The 20,851-nt window shown below is 61.8% G+C and carries 16 protein-coding genes; 5 read left to right on the top strand and 11 right to left on the bottom strand.

Going from position 1 to position 20,851, the window contains the following annotated elements; translation table 11 throughout:
* Positions 1-207 precede the first annotated feature (207 nt).
* A complete protein-coding gene (locus AC1DD5_RS11170) occupies positions 208-927 on the top strand; it encodes a hypothetical protein (RefSeq protein ID WP_477521478.1) in 720 nt (239 codons plus the stop codon).
* Positions 928-967: 40 nt separating this feature from the next.
* On the opposite strand, the gene AC1DD5_RS11165 is transcribed toward AC1DD5_RS11170, so the two are convergent.
* From AC1DD5_RS11165 to AC1DD5_RS11135, 7 genes are all read right to left on the bottom strand, one after another.
* Entirely contained in the window at positions 968-2,569 is a 1,602-nt protein-coding gene (locus AC1DD5_RS11165; protein WP_477521477.1) for a ComEC/Rec2 family competence protein, read from the bottom strand.
* Positions 2,562-3,422, bottom strand: a complete 861-nt coding sequence (locus AC1DD5_RS11160; RefSeq protein WP_477521476.1) for a helix-hairpin-helix domain-containing protein — start codon at positions 3,420-3,422, stop codon at positions 2,562-2,564. The genes AC1DD5_RS11165 and AC1DD5_RS11160 overlap by 8 nt, the downstream gene beginning before the upstream one ends.
* A gap of 62 nt (positions 3,423-3,484) precedes the next feature.
* A complete protein-coding gene (locus AC1DD5_RS11155) occupies positions 3,485-4,465 on the bottom strand; it encodes a DegV family protein (protein ID WP_477521475.1) in 981 nt (326 codons plus the stop codon).
* 80 nt (positions 4,466-4,545) lie between these two features.
* Positions 4,546-7,074 (bottom strand): leucine--tRNA ligase, encoded by a 2,529-nt coding sequence (gene leuS, locus AC1DD5_RS11150; RefSeq protein ID WP_477521593.1) that lies wholly within the window; start codon positions 7,072-7,074, stop codon positions 4,546-4,548.
* A gap of 291 nt (positions 7,075-7,365) precedes the next feature.
* On the bottom strand, positions 7,366-8,880 hold the full coding sequence (glpK, locus tag AC1DD5_RS11145) for a glycerol kinase GlpK (RefSeq protein WP_442017756.1): 1,515 nt from the start codon (positions 8,878-8,880) through the stop codon (positions 7,366-7,368).
* A gap of 79 nt (positions 8,881-8,959) precedes the next feature.
* Positions 8,960-9,712: an MIP/aquaporin family protein gene (locus AC1DD5_RS11140; protein WP_442005685.1), complete on the bottom strand. Its 753-nt coding sequence runs from the start codon at positions 9,710-9,712 to the stop codon at positions 8,960-8,962.
* A 168-nt stretch (positions 9,713-9,880) separates the two neighbouring features.
* Positions 9,881-11,665 (bottom strand): glycerol-3-phosphate dehydrogenase/oxidase, encoded by a 1,785-nt coding sequence (locus tag AC1DD5_RS11135; protein ID WP_477521474.1) that lies wholly within the window; start codon positions 11,663-11,665, stop codon positions 9,881-9,883.
* A 121-nt stretch (positions 11,666-11,786) separates the two neighbouring features.
* On the opposite strand from AC1DD5_RS11135, the gene AC1DD5_RS11130 reads away from it, so the two are divergent.
* The 4 genes from AC1DD5_RS11130 to AC1DD5_RS11115 are packed head-to-tail and all read left to right on the top strand — an operon-like array spanning position 11,787 to position 15,723.
* The gene (locus tag AC1DD5_RS11130) at positions 11,787-12,749 is read left to right on the top strand and encodes a sugar-binding transcriptional regulator (protein ID WP_442005687.1); all 963 of its coding nucleotides are present in this window, start codon (positions 11,787-11,789) and stop codon (positions 12,747-12,749) included.
* A 34-nt stretch (positions 12,750-12,783) separates the two neighbouring features.
* On the top strand, positions 12,784-13,665 hold the full coding sequence (locus tag AC1DD5_RS11125; protein ID WP_477521473.1) for an aldo/keto reductase: 882 nt from the start codon (positions 12,784-12,786) through the stop codon (positions 13,663-13,665).
* 10 nt (positions 13,666-13,675) lie between these two features.
* The gene (locus AC1DD5_RS11120; RefSeq protein ID WP_477521472.1) at positions 13,676-14,620 is read left to right on the top strand and encodes an alpha/beta fold hydrolase; all 945 of its coding nucleotides are present in this window, start codon (positions 13,676-13,678) and stop codon (positions 14,618-14,620) included.
* Positions 14,617-15,723, top strand: coding sequence for a glycosyltransferase family 4 protein (locus tag AC1DD5_RS11115; RefSeq protein ID WP_477521471.1), 1,107 nt, complete (start codon positions 14,617-14,619; stop codon positions 15,721-15,723). Before AC1DD5_RS11120 ends, AC1DD5_RS11115 begins: the two co-directional genes overlap by 4 nt.
* Here the strand turns inward: AC1DD5_RS11115 and AC1DD5_RS11110 are convergent.
* The 4 genes from AC1DD5_RS11110 to rpoZ form a co-directional block, all read right to left on the bottom strand.
* Positions 15,690-17,789, bottom strand: a complete 2,100-nt coding sequence (locus AC1DD5_RS11110) for a primosomal protein N' (protein WP_477521470.1) — start codon at positions 17,787-17,789, stop codon at positions 15,690-15,692. The genes AC1DD5_RS11115 and AC1DD5_RS11110 overlap by 34 nt on opposite strands.
* Positions 17,790-17,951: 162 nt before the next feature.
* Complete coding sequence (gene metK / locus AC1DD5_RS11105; protein WP_477521469.1) at positions 17,952-19,181, bottom strand: methionine adenosyltransferase; 1,230 nt, start codon at positions 19,179-19,181, stop codon at positions 17,952-17,954.
* 88 nt (positions 19,182-19,269) lie between these two features.
* Positions 19,270-20,529, bottom strand: coding sequence for a bifunctional phosphopantothenoylcysteine decarboxylase/phosphopantothenate--cysteine ligase CoaBC (coaBC, locus tag AC1DD5_RS11100; RefSeq protein WP_477521468.1), 1,260 nt, complete (start codon positions 20,527-20,529; stop codon positions 19,270-19,272).
* Between the two features lie 27 nt (positions 20,530-20,556).
* A complete protein-coding gene (rpoZ, locus tag AC1DD5_RS11095; RefSeq protein ID WP_017197559.1) occupies positions 20,557-20,817 on the bottom strand; it encodes a DNA-directed RNA polymerase subunit omega in 261 nt (86 codons plus the stop codon).
* Between the last annotated feature and the right edge of the window lie 34 nt (positions 20,818-20,851).

Raw genomic sequence — 20,851 nt, 5'->3', positions numbered from 1 at the left:
CCGGCGGATTTTTTGCAGACTTCAAGTCTGCCATGCCTTCGCGGCCGTGGTGCCACTGCTGTTGCGGTCGGACTCTTCCCAACATCGAACACCTGGCTGCTGTGTGGATCTTCCCTCCGCCTGCGGCACGATTCGAACAATCTTCCTACTAGGTGTGTGTTAGCGGGCAGCAAGAAATCTGCCACAGGCACCTGTAAGGGGATACCGATGTACAAGAAATCGCTGCTGGGCCTCGGGGTCGTGGCACTCGTTGGAATGGCGCTGGGTGCATGCTCAGACCTTGGAACATCGCCGGACACAGCTTCCGCTCAGCCCAGTGAGAAGGCAGCACAGGCGAAACAGTACAGCAACGGGGAACTACTGGATTTGGTCAAGCAGATCAAGGCGGCTGATGGCACCAGCCTGACCACGGTCTCCGGCGAGGAACTGTCCAGCCAGGAGAACCCGATGAAGGAACTACTGGCCTTGATGACCGTTGAGCCCGCGGAATGCAAGGCACTTGGCGCCCTCGGCTCATCGGAGACCATTGCCGGATCCACAACGGCAGGAGGGGCATCAGTTGACACTGCCGGTGGCGTGATGACGGGTGTAACCCTGACCTCTGGTTTGGGCGCAGACGCACTGCGCAATACGGTCCAGAACAACAAGTCCCAAGCAGCAGCCTGCGAGAACATCACACTCTCCATGGCGGGGCAATCAATGACCATGACAACGAAGCCGGTGGAGGGCGTCAGCTCTGTGCCTGACGCCGCGGCGTACAAGACAGCCATCAGCCTGCCCGATGGCAGGGCGCAGTCCACGTTTATCGCTTACGCCGTGAAGGACGGAGTGTTGATTACCGCTACAGCGTCAGGGCAGAACGCTGATGCAACGGGTGCCGCCGCTGCAGGTGCGCTCATGGATCAAGCAGCGGCACTCATCAAGTAGCGGACCACAAGCGGCGGCATCAGGAAATCCATGATGCGCGCTACTTCCTCCGTGCGATGTTGTCCAGCCGCTCCAACACAACCATCACCCGGTGATGAAGGACCCTCATCCGCAGAAGCACGCCGCCAGGATGCAGGGCTGTCCAGACGACGAGTACGGTAACCACCGAAGAGATGGACATGGCAACGATGCCTGCCGGTCCTTCTGCCCAGGGAAGCGCCGCGCCCGGTAATCCGGCAAAGAACCGCGCTATGCCCGCCACTCCACTGGCACAGCCACCCGCCAGCGCGATCGGAATCGCCGCTGCCAAGGGATGGATCGCGGAGAGCGGCACGGAAAGAGTCCCCAGAATCGTTATGGGAGCCACAAGCGGACCAGCGATCACGTTTGCAATGAGTGCATACGGCGAGAACTGCGGTTGGAGTGCCGCGATGACCGGTCCACACAGCACCTGCGCGGATAGCGGAACCGACACGCCCACAGCCAACCATTTGGGAATGGTGCCAGGAAACCACGACGCAATACGGCTGGCAAGCAGCACGATGCCAAGCGTAGCCAGGACGGAGAGGAGGAAGCCAAAGTTGCTGGCAAGCGTGGGATCCAGCAAAAGAAGCACAACGGTAGCCAGGCATAGGAAAGTTAGCGGTGTTCCCCGCAACCCGCCTGTCAACGCAGCCATCCCGACAAATCCCATCACGGCTGCCCGCAGGACACTGGGCTCCGGTCCCACCAAGACTACGAAGGCACCAAGGCCACATCCCGCAAAGGCGGCGGCGGGAGGACGCGCCAGTCTGAGGCATCTCGCAAGCAGGATGAAGCCGCCCAAAATGAGGCTGCAATTCGCGCCACTGACCGCGGTCAAATGCACCATTCCGGTCGTTTTCATGTCCGCTTCCAGGCTCTCCGGAAGAGCGCTGGTATCACCGGTCACCATGCCTGGCAGCAGCCCCGCAGCATCGGGAGGCAACCAACTTGCGGCATCGCGTAACTGCTCGCGCAGCTTGGCGGCCGAGTCTTGCAGGTCGAAGGCGGAGCCCAACACAACCGGTTTGGTGGAGGCTGTGAGAATCGCCGCTTCTGATTGTCCGGGCCGAACTTCCTTGAGTGTGCCAGTTGTTCGCACACGCTGTCCCGGGCGTATGTCCTGCCACGCATCGTCACCAATGACGATAAGAGAGGCAGAACCGCGAATTACGTTCCCTTCGGTGGTAAGGCTGACCAGGTTCGCCGGAACGGACCATCGGGTATTGCCGGAATGCCCGGGCTGCGGTACAGCAGAAGGGCTGCCTGTGACCCGGACCTGGATGACCACACCGGCGTCGGCGTCGACGACGGCCCCGAGGGGACCTTGGTCCCGCTTTCCGGCAGCCAAAGCACAATGCCCAGCCGCCACAGCACCAAGTACACAGGCCAAGGCGAGAGTAGCCGGAACTGTCCTGGCACGTGAGGCCCCGGTTGCCCGCAGACGCGAATGAAACAGCAAGGCGGTGGCGGCAGCGGCAAGGACTACGCCAACAGTCGCCGACCACGCGGCTGTGAGAACACTGCCAGCCAGTGCAGCGACCCACGTGAGAAGCACGGCAGGAACCAACCGGAGATCCAGACGCCTCAGCAAGCGATCGCGTTCTGAATCCTCAACCACCCTGCACCGTCACCAAATCCTTGAGCGACTCCATAAGCTTGGGCCCGATGCCGTCAATGGCATCCAACTCATCCACTGAGGCAAACGCACCGTGCTCTTTGCGCCAATCCACGATGCGCTGGGCAGTCACCGGACCCACCCTGGGCAGTGTCCCGAGCTCTTCCACGGAGGCAGTGTTGATGTTGACCTTTGTGCCTCCGGTTCCCGGGCTTGCCTTGGTTTCCGCTGGCCCACCTGCGCCGTTCGCGGGTCCGGTTTCCTGAGACGTCCCTCCCCCTGACGCCTCCCCCGCGGCAGGAACATGGATCTTTGCCCCATCTGTGACTACTTCTGCGAGGTTGAGACCATTTAGGTCAGCGCTGGCAGTTGCACCGCCCGCAGCATCGATCGCCTGAAAGACCCGGCTTCCTTCGGGAAGCGAAACGACACCGGGTTTCTGCACTGCCCCGGCGACGTGGACCAACAGCATCTTCATGTCTTGTGGCGGCCTCGCTGATCGAGTCGATTCAGGCTCCCCACCCTCGGGCACTGTTCCGGCCGATACCGACTGACTCAAGGGCTCCATAGTGGGCTGGCCCGTAGTCGCCTGAATAAGGAACCAGGCTGCGCATGCTGCACCAACAACGAAAACGGCAACTGCTACCCTCCACGACGTTCGCCACCGAGTCCGCACCGTCATCGTCTCTTGACCATGGAGGAGATCGGTAGTCACTTTGTCCGGAACGGCCTGGCCCAACGGAGGGATGGAAAGCAAGGGAGCGGGACCCTCTGGAGAGTTCAGTCCAGAGGCAAAGCGTCGCCTGGCTGCCAGCGCTGCGGCGTCTGGGGATCCATCCCGATTCCAGCGTGGCATGATTCGAGCCTACGACCGACGCGATGGGAACTCAGCGGAGCTCTTTGCCTATGTGGATAAGCTCACGCGGGCGTACTGCTCTCCCCCACGATGACCGCCAGAACGCCCAAACCCGCGTGCGCAGCGAGGACTGCCGGCAGGGCGCTGATTTGCGCGGGTGGACAGTCCGGGCATTTATCGCTCAGCCGTTCTGCCAACGCTTCGGCCTCTGACTGGTTACCAAAATGATGAACCGCCAATCGTTGCTGACCAGCAGGTCTTGAAGCAACATCAGCGGCTACAATCTCCTCGAGCCGGGCAACGGCCCGGACAGCGGAACGGACCTTTTCCAACGGAACGATCCTGCCGCCGTCGACCGCGAGTATTGGCTTGATGGCCAGCACTGTCCCCAGCAGCGATGCTGCCGCTCCAATGCGTCCCCCGCGCCTCAGCTGCTCAAGGCTGGGAACGTAGAAATAAACCTTGGTTCGCTCCATGCGCTTCTCCGCGAAAGCACGAACTTCAGCTGCGGACTGGCCAGCGGCCGCTGCCACTACCGCGCTCTGCACACCCATGCCTTGTGCCATGCCGACGGTGCGGGAGTCGAGCACCTCCACAGGGATATCAACCCGGGCTGCAGCCAAGCGCGCAGCATCGGCGGTTCCTGACAGTTCAGAGGAAATATGGATCGACACTACCGCTTCAAAGCCGCGACTTTGAGCGGCGCGATATGCCTGTTCAAACTGACCGGGCGAGGGGCGGGACGTCTTCACTGATGCACCCGATGCCAAGGCAAGGGCCAACGTCTCGGTGATATCGTCTTCGCCCTCACCATAGATCTCGCTTCCCACCATGACAGGCATGGGAACGACGGCCAGACGGCCGTCCGCAGCAAATGCTGCAACCCAGTCAGCCGGCAGGGCAGCTGCAGAATCTGTTACTACAGCAGTCTTTACGACAGCGGGAAGGGCCTCATCGGCGACTGGAACCGGGAGCGCGGGCTGCCGGAGGCGGGACAGCCGTTCCTTGAGCCATATCCAGGCAGGTGGTTCTCGCTCGGGCACGCAACCTCCAACAAAGGTGACCGGCCGCCGGCACAATGCCGGCGGCCGTAAAGTCCCTGATGCCTTGTTAAGTGCCTCGTTTAGGCGGGGACGATGTTCACCAGTTTAGGCGCCCGGACGATCACGGTGCGGATGCCACGGCCATCCATGGCGCGCTGAACATTTTCGGACGAGAGTGCGAGTTCGCGGAGTTCGTCCTCGCTGATGTCCGGCGATACTTCCAACCGGTCGCGGACCTTCCCCTGTACCTGGACAACGGCGGTGACGGTGTCCTGCACGAGCAGGGCGTCGTCGTGTTTCGGCCAGCCGGCATTGGCCACTGAGGCAGGATGTCCCAGCGTGTTCCAGAGATCCTCTGCCGTGTAGGGAGCGAAAAGGCTCAGGATCACTGCAACGGCCTCGACGGCCTCACGCACGGCGGGATCTGCTCCGCCTGCTCCGGAGTCGATGGTCTTTCGCGTCGCGTTGACCAACTCCATGAGGCGTGCCACCACGACATTGAACTTGTTGTTGTCCAGCAGTTCAGCCGCATCCGCGATCGTCTTGTGGGTGACAGTTCGCAGGGCGCGGTCGCCGGTGGCAGGATCGACGCCGGGCTCGCTGCTGACGTCCTGGCCGAGGCGCCAGGCACGGGCCAGGAACTTCGCCGAGCCGGACGGCGAAACGTCAGCCCAGTCGACGTCGTCCTCCGGCGGGGAGGCGAAGACCATGGTCAGGCGTACGGCGTCCACGCCGAACTTGTCCAACTGCTCGCCAAGGTCCACGCCGTTGCCGAGCGACTTGCTCATCGCTTTGCCACCGTTGAGGACCTGGCCCTGGTTGAGGAGCGCGCTAAAGGGCTCGCTTGCCTCGATCAGGCCGATGTCCTTGATGACCTTGGTGAAGAAGCGGGCATAGAGCAGGTGCAGGATCGCATGCTCGACGCCGCCCACGTATTGGCCGACGGGCATCCAGTTGTTGATCTTTTCGGGATCAAAGGGACCTTCGGTGTAGTCCGGCGAAACGAAACGCAGGAAGTACCACGACGAATCCACGAAAGTGTCCATGGTGTCGGTATCGCGCTGGGCTGCGCGGCCACAGTTGGGGCACTCCACGTTGACCCATTCGACGGCGGCAGCCAGCGGGGAGGTTCCCTTCGGTGCCAGCGCCTCACCACGCAGGTTCTCGGGCAGCTTCACGGGGAGTTGGTCGTCCGGGACGGGCACTTCACCACATTCGGCACAGTGGATGATCGGAATGGGCGTACCCCAGAAACGCTGGCGGCTCAACAGCCAGTCACGCAGGCGGAAGTTCACGAACTTTTCGCCGGTTCCCAGCTTCTCCAGGATGCCGATGGCAGCCGGGATGGCTTCGGACTTGGGCAGGCCATCCAGGTCGCCTGAGTTCTTGAGCGTTCCTTCTCCCGCGGTGGCAACCCCGGTCTCGGCGGGGTCTTCATCGCCGGTATCCAGCACGGCGCGAACGGGCAGGCCGAAAGCCTTGGCGAAATCGAGGTCACGCTGGTCGTGCGCGGGAACGGCCATGATGGCTCCGGTGCCGTAGTCGGCCAGAACGTAGTCGGCTGCCCACACAGGGAGCTTCTCACCGTTGAGCGGATTGATCGCGTAGCGCCCGGTAAACACACCGGTCTTCTCGCGTTCCGTGGACTGGCGCTCGATCTCGGAGAGGGCCTTGACCTTTTCCCGGTATGCCATGAGTTCGTCATGATGCTCGGGAGTGACGAGGTCAAGGGCCAAATGTGCATCGGCAGCAACAACGAAGAAGGTCGCGCCGTAGAGGGTGTCCGGACGCGTGGTGAAGACTGTGACTTCGCGCTCGGCCCTGTCCTGGGTAGCTTCAATGACAAAGCGGACATGGGCACCCTCGGAGCGGCCAATCCAGTTCCGCTGCATGGCCAGCACGCGCTCGGGCCAATGGCCCTGCAACTGGTCCATGTCCTCGAGCAGGCGGTCGGCGTAGTCGGTGATCTTGAAGTACCACTGGTTCAGCGACTTCTTGGTGACGGGAGTGCCACAGCGTTCGCAGGCACCGTTAACGACTTGCTCGTTCGCGAGGACGGTGAGGTCTTTGGGACACCAGTTAACGGGCGAGTCCTTGCGGTACGCCAAGCCACGCTCGTAGAAGCGCTTGAACAGCCACTGGGTCCAACGGTAGTACTCGGGATCGGACGTGTGCAGGCGCCGGGACCAGTCAGCCGAAATGGCGTAGCGCTTGAATGAAGCTGCCTGGGTATCGATGTTGGCGTAGGTCCACTCGCTGGGATGGGCGTTGCGCTTGATCGCCGCGTTCTCAGCAGGTAGGCCAAAAGAGTCCCAGCCGATGGGGTGCAGGACGTCGAAGCCCTTCTGGCGCAGATAGCGCGCGACGACATCGCCCATGGCAAAGGCCTCGGCATGGCCCATGTGAAGGTCACCGGAGGGGTAGGGAAACATGTCCAGCACGTAGCGACGCTCCCGCGAACCGTCGTCAAGCGGGGTGAACACCTTGAGGTCTTCCCAGACCTGCGGCCACTTGGCTTCCATCGCGGCGAAGCTGTAGACGCCTTCTTCAGGCGCTCCAGCTGCGGCTGTCTGTGCTGTTCCGGTCTCTGTCTCCGGCTGAACGCTCACTGCTGCCCTCTTCTGTTCTTCGATGGCGGTTTTGCCTCCTGCTGCGCTCCGGTAAGCCCCGGACACACAAAAGCCCCTCGACAATGGAGGGGCGGCCGCTCGGCAGTTGATGGCCGGGCGGCTAGCTAAGCAGAAGGATCGCACGCATACAGACACCTTACCGCACCAAACCCATGGACTGGGCGCAAGACGTCCGTATGCCGAGAGAGGTTCCGGGGACTCCCCGCCATGGTGTGGTGGGCACCGCGAAGCGGGCGGGCGGGAGTCCCCGGAACCTCTGTCGAGTGATGCTTACTTAACGTCTTCGTCGACCCAATCCATGGATTTGGTTACGGCCTTCTTCCAAAGCCGCAACTGCCGCTCCTGCTCTTCGGCAGGCAGCTGCGGTTCCCAGCGCTTGTCCTCGCCCCAGTTGGCACTGAGTTCACCGAGGTCCTTCCAGAATCCAACAGCCAGGCCGGCGGCGTACGCAGCGCCCAGTGCCGTGGTTTCAACCACTTTCGGGCGGACTACGGGTACACCGAGGATGTCGGCCTGGAACTGCATGAGTGCCTCGTTGGCGACCATTCCGCCGTCGACCTTCAGTTCGGTGAGGGGAACCCCGGAGTCCGCGTTGACGGCGTCCAGTACTTCGCGGGTCTGGAAAGCAGTTGCCTCGAGGGCAGCACGGGCAATGTGGCCCTTGTTGGCGAAGCGGGTGAGCCCCACAATGGCGCCACGCGCGTCAGCCCTCCAGTACGGAGCGAACAGGCCGGAGAAAGCCGGGACGATGTAGACGCCTCCGTTGTCCTGCACTGCGGCTGCCAGGTCTTCGACCTCCGGAGCGGAACTGATCATGCCGAGGTTGTCACGAAGCCACTGGATCAATGAGCCGGTGACGGCGATGGAGCCTTCAAGTGCGTAGTGCGGCTTGTTGTCGCCCAGCTTGTATCCCAGAGTGGTGAGCAGGCCGTTCTTCGAGTGGACGATCTCTTCGCCCGTGTTGAAGATCAGGAAGCAGCCGGTGCCGTAGGTGTTTTTCGCTTCGCCGGCCTGGAATGCTGCCTGGCCGAACGTTGCCGCCTGCTGATCGCCGAGGATGCCGGCCACCGGAGTTTCCCGGAGCAACTGGGAGGTGTGGACGTGTCCGTAGACCTCGGAGGAGGACTTGATGGCGGGCATCATGGAGGCCGGGACGCCGAAGACATCAAGGATTTCCTGGTCCCATTGCAGCGTCTCAAGGTCCATGAACAGGGTGCGCGACGCGTTGGTGACATCGGTGACGTGCACGCCGCCGTCGACTCCACCAGTCAGGTTCCAGAGAACCCAGGCGTCGGTGTTTCCAAACAACAGGTCACCGGCTTCGGCGCGTTCGCGGGCGCCGTCGACGTTGTCCAGGATCCATTTGATCTTGGTGCCTGAGAAGTAGGTAGCCAGCGGGAGGCCAACCTTCTGTTTGAACCGTTCAGGTCCACCATCCTTGGCAAGCTCGTCCACAATCGGCTGGGTGCGCGTGTCCTGCCAGACGATGGCGTTGTAAACGGCCTCGCCCGTGTTCTTGTCCCAGACCACTGCGGTTTCGCGCTGGTTGGTAATACCGACGGCGGCGATGTCGTGCCGTGTCAGGTTCGCCTTGGACAGGGCGGAGGCAATGACCTCGCGGGTGTTGTTCCAGATCTCGGCGGGGTTGTGCTCAACCCAGCCTGCCTGCGGGAAGATCTGCTCGTGTTCCATCTGTCCCGTTGACACAATATTGCCCGTGTGGTCAAAGACGATGGCTCGGGAGCTGGTGGTGCCCTGGTCGATGGCGATGACGTATTGATTCATGGTGACGTCCTTGTCTCAGTGGTTTTATACGGTATGCGGATGAGTGTGAGTGATTTGTTCAGGACAGCGTGTCCAGGAATCAGCCAGCGACTGAGGGCATAATGGCCGGCACCCAGAGGCCCACGAGGCCGGCAAGGGTACCGCCAACAAGGGGCCCGACGACCGGGATCCAGGAGTAGGCCCAGTCGCTGGAGCCCTTCCCCTTGATGGGGAGGATGGCGTGTGCGATGCGGGGACCCAGGTCACGTGCCGGGTTGATGGCGTAACCGGTCGGTCCACCGATGGAGACGCCGATACCGACCACGAGCAGCGCCACAGCCAACGGCCCAAGGCCCGAGGGGGTGCCGCCGAAAGTCAGGATGACGAAGACCAGGACGAACGTGCCAATGATTTCGGTGATGAGGTTCCACGGGGTTGACCGGATGGCAGGACCGGTGGAGAACGTTCCCAGTTTGTTGGCTGCCAGCGGCTCCTCATCAAAGTGCTGCTTGTAAGCGAGCCAGCAAACAACGGCGCCCAGGAATGCACCGAGCAGTTCGCCGCCGAAGTACGTCAATGTGGACGCGAAGTCCACGCTGACATCGGGCGCGTATTCCTTGCTTCCCTTCACAAGCAGGCCCAAGGTGACAGCGGGGTTCAGGTGCGCACCGGACTTTGCGGCCACGAAAACGCCCGCGAAGACCGCAATACCCCAGCCCCACGTCACCATCAAGAATCCACCGTTGTTGCCCTTGGTGCCTTTGAGCGCAACGTTGGCCACGACGCCACAACCCAACAGGGTCAGCATCATGGTTCCGAATACTTCGGAAAGGAAAACTATTCCAAGAGACATCTTTGACTCCTCATTTTTCTGTTGTCAGCCTCCTCGCGGGTTGAAAAGGCTGTTGGGACGGTTCCGTTTTCCGCAACCACCCCGGTGTAGTGGGCCCCGAGGGGCTCACCTACCCCGTTTTCCGTCCCCTCTGAGAAGGTGGACGGTCAGCATTTTGTGCAGTCGTCCTCAGGCTACGAGACTGTGGACGTCAACCTTGTGGAATCGACGCAGCACGTCTTGGGCGTGGCGGATTTCAGCCTCACGGACAGCGGCATCCCACCCGAGCGGTTCGGCCAATGCTGCAGCAATCTCGTTCAGCAACTCGCCGGTCACAAGCCCCCGGAACGCCAGGGACGTCCGTCGGATGAGTACATCCACGAGGTGCCCGATCTGCTCGTGCTCAGCCATGAAGGCCAACTCGCGAACACTGAGTTCCCGGGTGGAACGAAGGGGCGAGTCGTGTCCGGCGTTGAGGTAATCGATGACCGCCTCTGCCCGCGTTCCATACCGGGTCAGGAGCCCAGCCACGCGATCGGCGTCCAAGCCCGGCCCCATGTGCTTCTTGATCCACTCCTGTTCGCCTTGTTCCGTTGCAGGGAAGCCGGCGCCGCCACCGATGGCGAGTTTCGCCGTCGAAACTTTCCGTTCCTGACCCAGTTCGCGCAGGACGTCGTTGGTCATGTGTTCGGCAAGCGCCCGGAAGGTGGTCCATTTGCCACCCACCAAGCTGAGTACGACGGCGGCCTTACCGCCTGGCGTCGTCAGGGCACCTTCGCCGGAGCGGACGCTGCGTTCGATCCTGTAGTCCCTTGAGACGAATCCCGGCTGGGTGGCGTCGTGACGCGGCAGGGGGCGGACCCCAGCGAAGCTGTACACGATCTGGCCACGATCCACTGTGATGCTCGGGAAGACGTGGCCGATCAGCTCGAAGAAGTAGTCGATTTCGGATTCTGTACAGACGGCGTCCTCTGACATGTCGGCGTCGACGTCCGTGGTGCCGACCAACACCCTGTCCCCCATGGGGTAAATAAGGACGATACGGCCGTCGGTGTGTTCGAAGAAGATCTCCCGGCCGTTGCAGGCGGCCAGCAGTTCAGGGTGGTCCAGCACGATGTGCGAGCCCTTGGTGCCGCCCATGAACTGGCTGGCGGCTCCCATGGCTTGGTTGGTGAGGTCCACCCATGCACCTGTGGTGTTGACGATGACGTCGGCCTGGAAATCGAATTCCTTGCCGGTCAGTTCGTCGCGGAGCCGCACTCCATCGGTGCCCATGGAAACCAGTGAGACGTAGTTGCTGGCGCGGGCCGTCCCGCCAGGGAGGCCACCGCCGCGCCCGGCCTTCTCGCCATCCTGAAGCACGTCCAGGGTGAGCCGCTCAGGGTTGTGGACCGACGCGTCAAAGTAGGTTGCCGCGTATTTGATTCCCGGGTGCAGCTTGGGTAGCTCCGCCAAAGCCTTGTCCTTGCCGCGGAACTGGTGCCGGGGGACGCTGCCGCCGTCACGGGAGAAGAAATCGTACATGCTCAAGCCGAGCTTGATGAGGAAGGCGCCGCGTTCGTTCGGTTTGCCCTGCTTGTGGGTGAGGAAGCGCATGGGCGCGGACAGGATTCCCGAGAAGGTGCTGAAGATAGGAATGGTGGTCTGCAGCGGCTTGACGTAGTGCGGGGCGATCCGAAGGAGACGGTTGCGCTCCACGACTGATTCCTGAACAAGGCGGAACTCACCGTTCTCCAGGTATCGAATGCCGCCATGGATCATGTGCGACGATGCACCGCTGGCTCCTTGGCAGTAGTCCCCACGCTCCACGAGCGCGACGTCAATGCCCTGCAGGGCGAGGTCCCGGAAGGTTCCTACGCCGTTGATACCGCCACCGATGATGAGTACTTTCGCCGAAGGTCGCTCCCGCAAGGCGGTTACAGATTCACGCCGATGCGCATCAGAGGAGGTACCCGAAATCCTGTTGTGTCCCAAAACTGCTCCCTTGGGCTTGGTTTGTGCGCGGCGTTACGTTCGCTGCACCTTTCACCACTAATCTGGCGAAGGTGGAAAATGGAGTCAAGCTATTTGCACAAACGTGCAGGAAGGAAATGAGATGGGACGCTCACGTCACTCGGATGCCCTCCGGGCCGCACAAATGTATTACCTGCAGGACCTGACCATGGACGCGATCGCGCGGGAGCTCAGGACCTCTCGCTCCACCGTCTCCAGGCTGTTGTCTTCCGCCCGGGAAACAGGTCTGGTCCAGGTCCAGATCCGCAGCCCGTTTGACACCGCTCCCGAGTTGGAGAGCCAGATTCGCGACAAATTCAAAGTGGACGTCCACGTGGTGCCGGTGCTGGACACCTTGAACGAGGCGGAGACGCTGGACCGCGTTGCCATGCAGGCAGCGCGGACCATAGGACCCCTGGTGGATTCCAATGCCATCATTGGCATTGCCTGGGGTGCAACGCTAAGCGCTGTGAGCCGGCACCTGACCAGGAAGGTCACGCACGACACCATCGTTGTCCAACTCAACGGCGCCGGGAACATGCAAACAACCGGCATCACCTATGCGAGCGACATCATGCGGCGCTTTGGCAGCGCCTATGGAGCGCGGGTGGAACAATTTCCGGTGCCCGCGTTTTTTGATCACGCAGCGACCAAGACGGCCATGTGGAATGAGCGCAGCGTTCAACGCATCCTGGATCTGCAGGCGCGCATGAGCATCGCTATTTTCGGTGTTGGATCCGTTGATTCGGACTATCCGAGCCATGTGTACGCTGGCGGCTACCTCGACGAACGAGACCTCAACATGTTGGCTGCCGACGACGTGGTGGGCGACGTCGCCACGGTCTTCTTCCGCAGTGATGGATCATCTGACGGCATTACGCTGAACGAACGGTCCACCGGTCCAAGCCATGAACAATTGCGGCAGGTACGGCGCCGGATTTGCGTCGTTTCCGGCGCCTCCAAAATCAACGGCCTGCAGGGCGCCTTGGCAGCCGGACTTGCCACGGACCTCATCCTTGATGAAGCCTCTGCGCGCCGCTTGGTGAGTTTCAATGGCCAGTCCTGAGGCATTCCGCCGCGGAATGGGTAGAGTCGTTGATATGAGATTCCCGGCCCGGCTGACCCTGAACAATGGCGTGATGATGGACCGCTTGGGAATCGGACTCTATAAGGTGCCGCCAAAAGAAGCTGAGGCTTTGGTGAGCACCGCCCTCGGCGAAGGCTATCGGCGGTTCGATACCGCGGCCATGTATCGCAATGAGGTAGGCGTAGGCCGTGCGATCGGTGGTGCAATCGGCGACGCCAACGAGGCAAACCTCGGCACGGGTGGTTCGGGAGAATCAGTGCACGCCCTGACCCGTGAAGACGTCTTTGTCACCACCAAGGTCTGGAATGACGACCACGGCTACGACTCCACGCTTCGCGCTTTCGATTCATCCATGGCCAACCTCGGATTGGACTACGTGGACCTTTACCTCATCCACTGGCCATGTGCCGGCCGAGGCCTCTTCGTAGAGACGTATAAAGCCATGGAAACCCTTTACAGGGAAGGCAAAGTGCGGGCCATAGGAGTTTCGAATTTCCAGCCCGGGCACTTGGAAGAACTCATGCAGAAAGCCGAAGTGGTCCCAGCCGTTAATCAGATCGAGTTGCACCCTTGGCTTCAGCAGGCCAGGCTGCGGACGCTGCACGAACAACTCGGGATCCGAACCGAAGCATGGAGTCCATTGGGCCGTGGACAGGTCCTGGCCGACCCCGCGATCGTGGACTTGGCCGAAAAGTACGGCAGGACCCCCGCCCAGATCATCATCCGGTGGCATCTCCAGCTTGGGAACCTCGTGATTCCGAAAGCCAGCTCCGCTGGTCGGATCAAAGAGAACTTTGCTGTTTTCGACTTCGAGCTGGAGGCAGCAGACATGGACGGCATGGCCGCGCTTGAACGCCACCACCGCACGGGCTCGCACCCGGACAACGTGAATTAGGAACGGCCGAATGGAAAAAGTGGACACCGCGCACACCCCTGAAGGTGCAGATGCGCCGATTGAGTTCTTCAGCAAGTCCCTGCCGGGACGTACCGTCGCCTCCGACGTGGACGTCGATGGCAGCAAAGTAGCTTATTGGACATACGAACCCGTCAAACCCACGCAGGATACCCGCACGATTTTGGTCATTCACGGTTTCAGGGGTGATCACCATGGATTACTCCGTGTAGCGGACCTGCTTCCGGACATGCGGATTATCATGCCGGACCTCCCTGCGTTTGGCAGTTCAGATCCTTTCCGTGACGACGAACACTCGGTTGAGCGTTACGGCCATTTCATCTCCGGCTTCATGGCCGCGCTGGGCCTGGGTCCCAAGACCGTGCTGCTGGGCCACTCGTTTGGCTCCATCGTCGCGAGTCATTTTGCGGCCCGGAATCCCGGCGCCATTTATCCATTGATCCTGATCAACCCCATCGCTGCACCCGCTTTGGAGGGTCCCAAGGGGATCATGACCAAGCTCGCAGTGTTTTACTACCAGGTGTCCGCCAAGCTTCCAAGGCGCCTTGGACTTGCCCTCCTGCGCAACCGCGCCATTGTCCGGGTCATGAGTATCACCATGGCCAAGACCAAAGACAAGAACCTGCGCCGCTTCATCCATGGCCAGCACGACGCCTACTTCAGCGCGTTCGCCAATCGACGGAGCTTGCTGGAATCCTTCAAGGCATCCGTGTCGGGCACTGTGGCTGACGTCGCGGGAGAGTTGCGCCTCCCCGTGCTGCTGATCGCCGGCGAAAAAGACGAGATCGCCACTTTGCCCAACCAGCACAAACTGATGGAGCGCCTTCCAGAGGCCACCTTGGAAGTGATTCCCGACGTCGGGCATTTGATCCATTACGAGACGCCGGCCCCGGCGGCTGCAGCTATCCGCACCTTCCTGGAGGAACACCCCGCGTGAAAATTGTCATCGACGCCCGCTTCACCAGGACGGACCACCACGATGGCATCAGCCGGTACGGTTCAAGCCTCATTGCAGCAACATCCAAAATTGCGGATGTCACCATGCTCATCAATGACAAACGCCAACTCGCGTTGCTTCCCGACGTGCCCTATGTGATGGTCAACAGCCCGCTGTCCCCTCGTGAGCTGTTTGTTGCCGGCAAGGTCAACTCCTTGGGCGCGGATGTGGTGGTGTGCCCGATGCAGACCATGGGAACCTGGGGACGGAAGTACGGCCTGATCCTTACGTTGCACGACCTCATCTACTACGAACACCCCGCTCCCCCGGGATTCCTTCCGGCTCCGGTGCGCCTCCTGTGGAGGCTGTACCACAAGGCGTTCTGGCCGCAGCGCGTACTGCTGAACCGGGCCGACGTGGTGGCCACCATCAGCAGGACCACGGAGGCTTTGATGGCCAAGTACACCTTGACCCGGCGCCCCGTGCGGATCGTTGGCAATGCCCCACAGCCCGGCCAGACGCCCCGCGATCCTTCGGCCGGGGCGGATAAGACCCTGCTGTATATGGGTTCTTTCATGCCGTATAAGAACGTGGAAACCATGATTCGGGGAATGGCAGGCCTGCCCGATTACACCCTGCACTTGCTCAGCCGGATTACTCCCCAGCGTCGGGCGGAACTTGAGGCCATGGTCCCCCACGGGGCCAAGGTCCAGTTCCACAACGGTGTAACAGACGCCGAATATGGAGGGCTTTTGACCAGGGCGACTGCACTCATCAGCTTGTCCCGGGCCGAGGGATATGGCTTGCCCCTGGTGGAGGCGATGTCACTGGGAACTCCTGTTATCGCCAGCGACATTCCGATTTTCAGGGAAGTGGGCGCCGATGCGGTCAGTTATGTTGACCCCGAGTCGCCCTCGGAGTTCGCTGCGGCTGTCACGGCGTTGGGCGATGACAGATTGTGGCAAGAACGTTCCCGCAGGTCCGTGGAACGTGCTGGAGACTTCAACTGGGACGAATCCGCCCGGCAGTTGCTGGCCGCGGCAGAGGAGGTCGTAGAACTTCGTAAGCGCTACAAGACGTCCACGCCGTCCAGCCGCAGCTGAACCGGGCCGGCTATGCGCTTTGCCGCATTCGCTGCCTTGACGGCACGCATGGCACGGGTAGCGTCTGCGGCGTCTGCATAGGGAATGAAATACAGAGTGCGGACGTCTGCCTCGGCCTCACTTCCGGCGCCTTGGGCACCAGTGGAGAACAGCTGAAGTGGGGCCGGACCGGCGCTGCGGAGCTTCGTACCGGACTTCAGCTTGACGCTTGCCTCGAAGGTACTGGAAAAAAGCGCGACGTCGGCCCTTGGCCCGGTCACTGAAGCTACCCGCACTGCCGGGGGAAGCTGGAGTTCCTTCCGGAGTGCCAGTTCACGCGACGCGTAGCCCGGTGCGTCCCAGCGCAGCAGGGCTCCGGTAGCGGTTGTGTCGTCTGCCGTGATGATGACCAAGCCACCTTGGTTGGAGGGTCTCACCAGGGACGCAGCGTTGAACCACCGCCGAACAGTGTCCTCACCGGCCCGCAGGTTTTCCCGGCGAAGCAATGAATTGCCATCCAGAAGCAACGCCGCTGCGTACCCTTGGGGAGCCACGGGTTCGGCGCCAACTGTAGCAACCACCAATGCCGGAGCATCAGGCACCGTTGCCTTGATGTTCTCCCCCGACGAGGTGATAACCGTTTTTCCAGGAAAAGCCCGCCCTAGTTCCTCCGCCGTTCGCACAGCTCCTGTCGCACTACGGCGCAGGTGGGTGCCGTTGCAATGGTTGCATCGCCACTGCGGCGCCGGCGTGGAACACCAGCGGCAAAGCGGCATGGCGGAACTGCTGGAGATGGCCAGCGGTCCTTGGCAGTTGTTGCAGCGGGCCAGTTCCCGGCACGTCTCGCAAGCCAAAGAGGGCGCGTAGCCAGCACGTGCAACCTGCACCAGCACAGGGCCATGTTCGAGGCCTTCCTTGGCCGCACGCCATGCTGCTCCGGGCAAACGTGCAATCCGGGCCAGGGGATCACGTTCCTGCTCAAAGCTGTCAGCTGTGTTCAGGACGCGCGGAACAGTGGAGCGAATGACCGTTCGCGGCGCCTCGATCGGCACAGCCCATTGCATTTCAACCAGGCGCTGGAGTTCAGTGCTGCGGCTGTGGGATGCCATCAGGCAGGCTGCGTTCTCCTGCTCGGCCCGCAGGAGCAGCACTTCGCGCGTGTGCGCATAGGGAGCCCGCTGATCGATGTGGAGGTCGTCACCGTCGTCCCAACAGACTACGAGGCCCAACTCCCGGACAGGCGCATAAGCGGCGGATCTGGTGCCGATGGCTACACGCGCTTCGCCAGTCAGGATTCGGAGGAAACTTCTGTAGCGCGGAGTTTGACCGTCGTCAGCCGTCAGCCGCGCGACGTCACCCGCTGGCAGGACTTTGGCGAGGGCCGCCTCCAGCTGTTCGAGATCCCTGTAATCGGGGACGACCACCACGGCACCACGGCCGGAAGCCCGGACTGCCGCCACAGCCGAGGCAACCAGCGAAGGCCACCCGTCGGGGCCGAATCCCTGCAACGCCGTGAGGACAGCCTTGGGCGATCCGCCACTGGCCAGGTGGTGGAGGTACTGTGCTCCGTTGGAGTAGGAACCCCAGGCATGGGCGTCTGGCACATTTGACGGAAGCTCCGAATCCCGTGCTGCGTCTCCGGAGAATAGCTCCTTCTCCACTTTGGCAACGCGAGGAGGAACAGCAGTACGCAGGACATCGCTCAAGGTTCCGGCGTAGCGCGCAGCTACCGTTCCAGCCAACTCAGCGATGTGGGGCGTCAGGACCGACAGTGTGGAGATTACTTTGTGAAGTGGGGTCAGCGGGTGGCCGGCATCCGAAGTATCGACGCGTTCCAGCACGAAGCCGTTAAGCTCCCGGCCGTTGAACTTCACTTTCACGCGGACTCCGGGAACAGCAGAATCAGAGAGGTCAGCGGGCACGCTGTAATCGAAGGGCCTGTCCAAGTGAGGCAGGGAGGATTCCAGCACCACGCGGGCTATCGGATTCTCAGCCGCCAGCGCAGGTCCACTGACGGGGGACTTATCCGGGAATCCTTGCAGCAAAGAAGGTTGAAGCAGCGATGGCTGGGCTTCGTGTCCGGCCATACAACTTTCACCTCCAACTCAGTTGCGCGGGCCTTCCACGCAAGAAACGAAGGATGCCCGCAGCGGGATCGACCCACTGCGGGCATCTCTCTGGCTCCAGCCAATCATGGGCCACCGACAAAGTTACAAACACGCCGCTGGCACAGGCGGATAAGCGGGAGATCAGGCGTTGAAGAATTCCTTCAGGTCCGCCACACGGTCCAGGCGCTCCCACGTGAAGTCGGGCTCGTCACGGCCGAAGTGGCCGTGAGCCGCCGTCTTGGTGTAAATGGGACGCTTGAGGTCCAAGGCGTCGATGATGGCCCGGGGACGGAGATCGAAGAGCTCGTTGATGGCCTCACCGATGCGGGCCGGGTCAACAGTTTCCGTGCCGAAGGTCTCTACGTACGTTCCCACCGGACGTGCCTGGCCAATGGCGTAGGCAATCTGGATCTCCGCGCGCTTGGCCAGACCTGCAGCTACCACGTTCTTGGCAACCCAGCGCATGGCGTAGGCAGCCGACCGATCTACCTTGGAAGGGTCCTTGCCGGAGAAGGCGCCTCCACCATGCCGGGAGAACCCGCCATAGGTATCGACAATAATCTTGCGACCAGTGAGACCAGCATCGCCAACCGGGCCGCCGATCACGAAGGCGCCCGCAGGGTTCAGGATGTTGGCTACATGGGAGATGTCAAGGTTGGATGCGGCCAGAACGGGATCGATGACGTGGCTTGCGAGGTCGGCGCGCAATTGGTCCAGGCTCGCATCTTCGGCGTGCTGACTGGAAATCACTACCGTTTCAACCGAAACCGGACGGTCGCCGTCGTACCCTACCGTGACCTGCGTTTTGCCATCCGGACGGAGGTACGCAAGTTCGCCGCTCTTGCGGACCTCGGTGAGGCGCTCCGACAAACGGTGGGCAAGCCAGATGGGCGTCGGCATGTAGGACGCAGTCTCATCGCTGGCGTAGCCGAACATGATGCCCTGATCGCCCGCACCTTGGAGATCGTAGTCGTCCTCCTGGCGGCCTTCACGTGCCTCAAGGGAGTTGAAGACGCCGCCGGCGATGTCGTTGGACTGCTGCCCGATGGACACCGAGACGCCACAGCGGGCACCGTCGAAACCGTTGGCGGAAGAATCATAGCCAATGCCAAGAATGGTCTCGCGGACAATCTGCGGTATCTCGACGTAAGCGTCGGTTGTTACCTCACCGGCCACGTGGACCAGGCCGGTGGTGGCCATGGTCTCGACGGCAACGCGGGATTCAGGATCGGCAGCCAGGAGCCCATCCAGGATGGCATCGCTGATCTGATCGCAGATCTTGTCCGGGTGCCCTTCAGTGACCGACTCTGAAGTGAAGAGCCGGAGCTTGGACGGGGTGCCATGGTGTTCATGGTGCAGCGGTAAAGTCACTCGACCACCTTACTGTGTTGCGGGGCGGCGGCATCTGCCGTGTGTCCCTTTGCTAAGAATTGGGGGCGGAGGCTACCGCCGGTAGATGTTACGGAGCCGGAAAAACCCTGGCCAACTCGGCGCCTACCCGATCAATAACGGCCGCAGCGACGTCAGACTTGGATCCGGACGCCGACTGCGGTTCGGCACCATGGCCGGAAAGGATCACTACGGAGTTGTCGTCCTGGCCGAAGACGCGGCCAACCCCGACGTGGTTGACCACCAGGAGGTCGCAGCCCTTGCGCTTGAGTTTCGCCGTGGCATGCTCCAGAACGTCGCCTTGGGCATCACCGGTCTCGGCGGCAAAACCTACGATCAGCTGCTGGCCACCCTCGGCGTTGCGCCGTTCGACCAGTTCATGCAGGATGTCCGGGTTTCGAACCAGGCGCACCAACGGCGCGTCCTCGCCGTCGACCTTTTTGATCTTGGTGTCCGAAACCTCTGCGGGACGGAAATCCGCTACAGCCGCAGCCATAATTACGACGTCGGAATCCACCGCCGCTTTCAGCGCTGCCTCACGCAGTTCCAAGGCTGAGTCAACGCGGACGAGCTCGACGCCGGCGGGTGGCTCGACGTCCATATGCGCGGCAAGGAAACGCACTGTGGCACCGGCAGCCAACGCTGCCGCGGCCAGGGCCGCACCCTGTTTACCTGACGAACGGTTACCCAGGAAACGCACCGGGTCCAATGCTTCCCTGGTACCACCTGCCGAAATCGTCACCGTACGGCCAGCGAGGGAAGCATGTGCTGCCGGCACGGTCTTGGGTGAATCCGCCTCCGTGGTGGCCTCAGCCAACGCCATGGCGGCCGTGAAAATGGCCTCAGGTTCGGGCAGGCGGCCCGGGCCGGAATCGGCACCGGTCAGGCGGCCGCTGGCAGGCTCCAGGACCGTGACACCCCGACTCCGCAAGGTTTCCACGTTGGCCTGGGTTGCAGCATGCTGCCACATTTCCGTATGCATCGCAGGAGCGAACAGCACTGGACCGTGAGCCATGAGGAGCGTGTTGGTCAGGAGGTCACCGGCCTGGCCCGTGGCTGCCTTTGCCAAGAGGTCCGCAGTGGCCGGTGCGACGACAATCAAGTCAGCCTCGTGGCCCAGACGGACATGGTTGACCTTCTCGACGTCGTCAAAGACGCTGTTGCTGACCGGGTTTCCGGAGAGTGCCTCCCACGTAGCAACACCGACGAAACGGGTTGCTGCTTCGGTGGGGATCACCGTCACGTGGTGACCGGCTTCAGTAAAAAGCCGGAGGAGCGATGCAACCTTGTAGGCTGCGATCCCTCCCCCGACTCCGAGGACTATGCGCACGTGACCTCCGTCAACAGGCAGTCTGTTTTATTCTGCGGGCTCGATCGGCGTGGAAACCAGAAGGCCTTCGTTGATCTCGCGGAGGGCGATCGACAATGACTTCTCATTCAGCTTGGTGTCTACCAAGGGACCGACGTACTCGAAGAGGCCCTCGTGCAGCTGGGCGTAGTACGCGTTGATCTGGCGGGCACGCTTGGCGCCGAAGATTACCAGGCCGTACTTGGAATCGGCAGCCTCAAGCAGCGAATCGATCGGCGGGTTGATGATGCCTTCAAGGTTCGTGGACACGAAATCTCCAAATTCTAGCGGGCCGACAAGTGCA

The organism is Paenarthrobacter sp. 10L420 (assembly GCF_056395385.1).
This window is presented reverse-complemented; position numbering and strand designations above follow the sequence as displayed.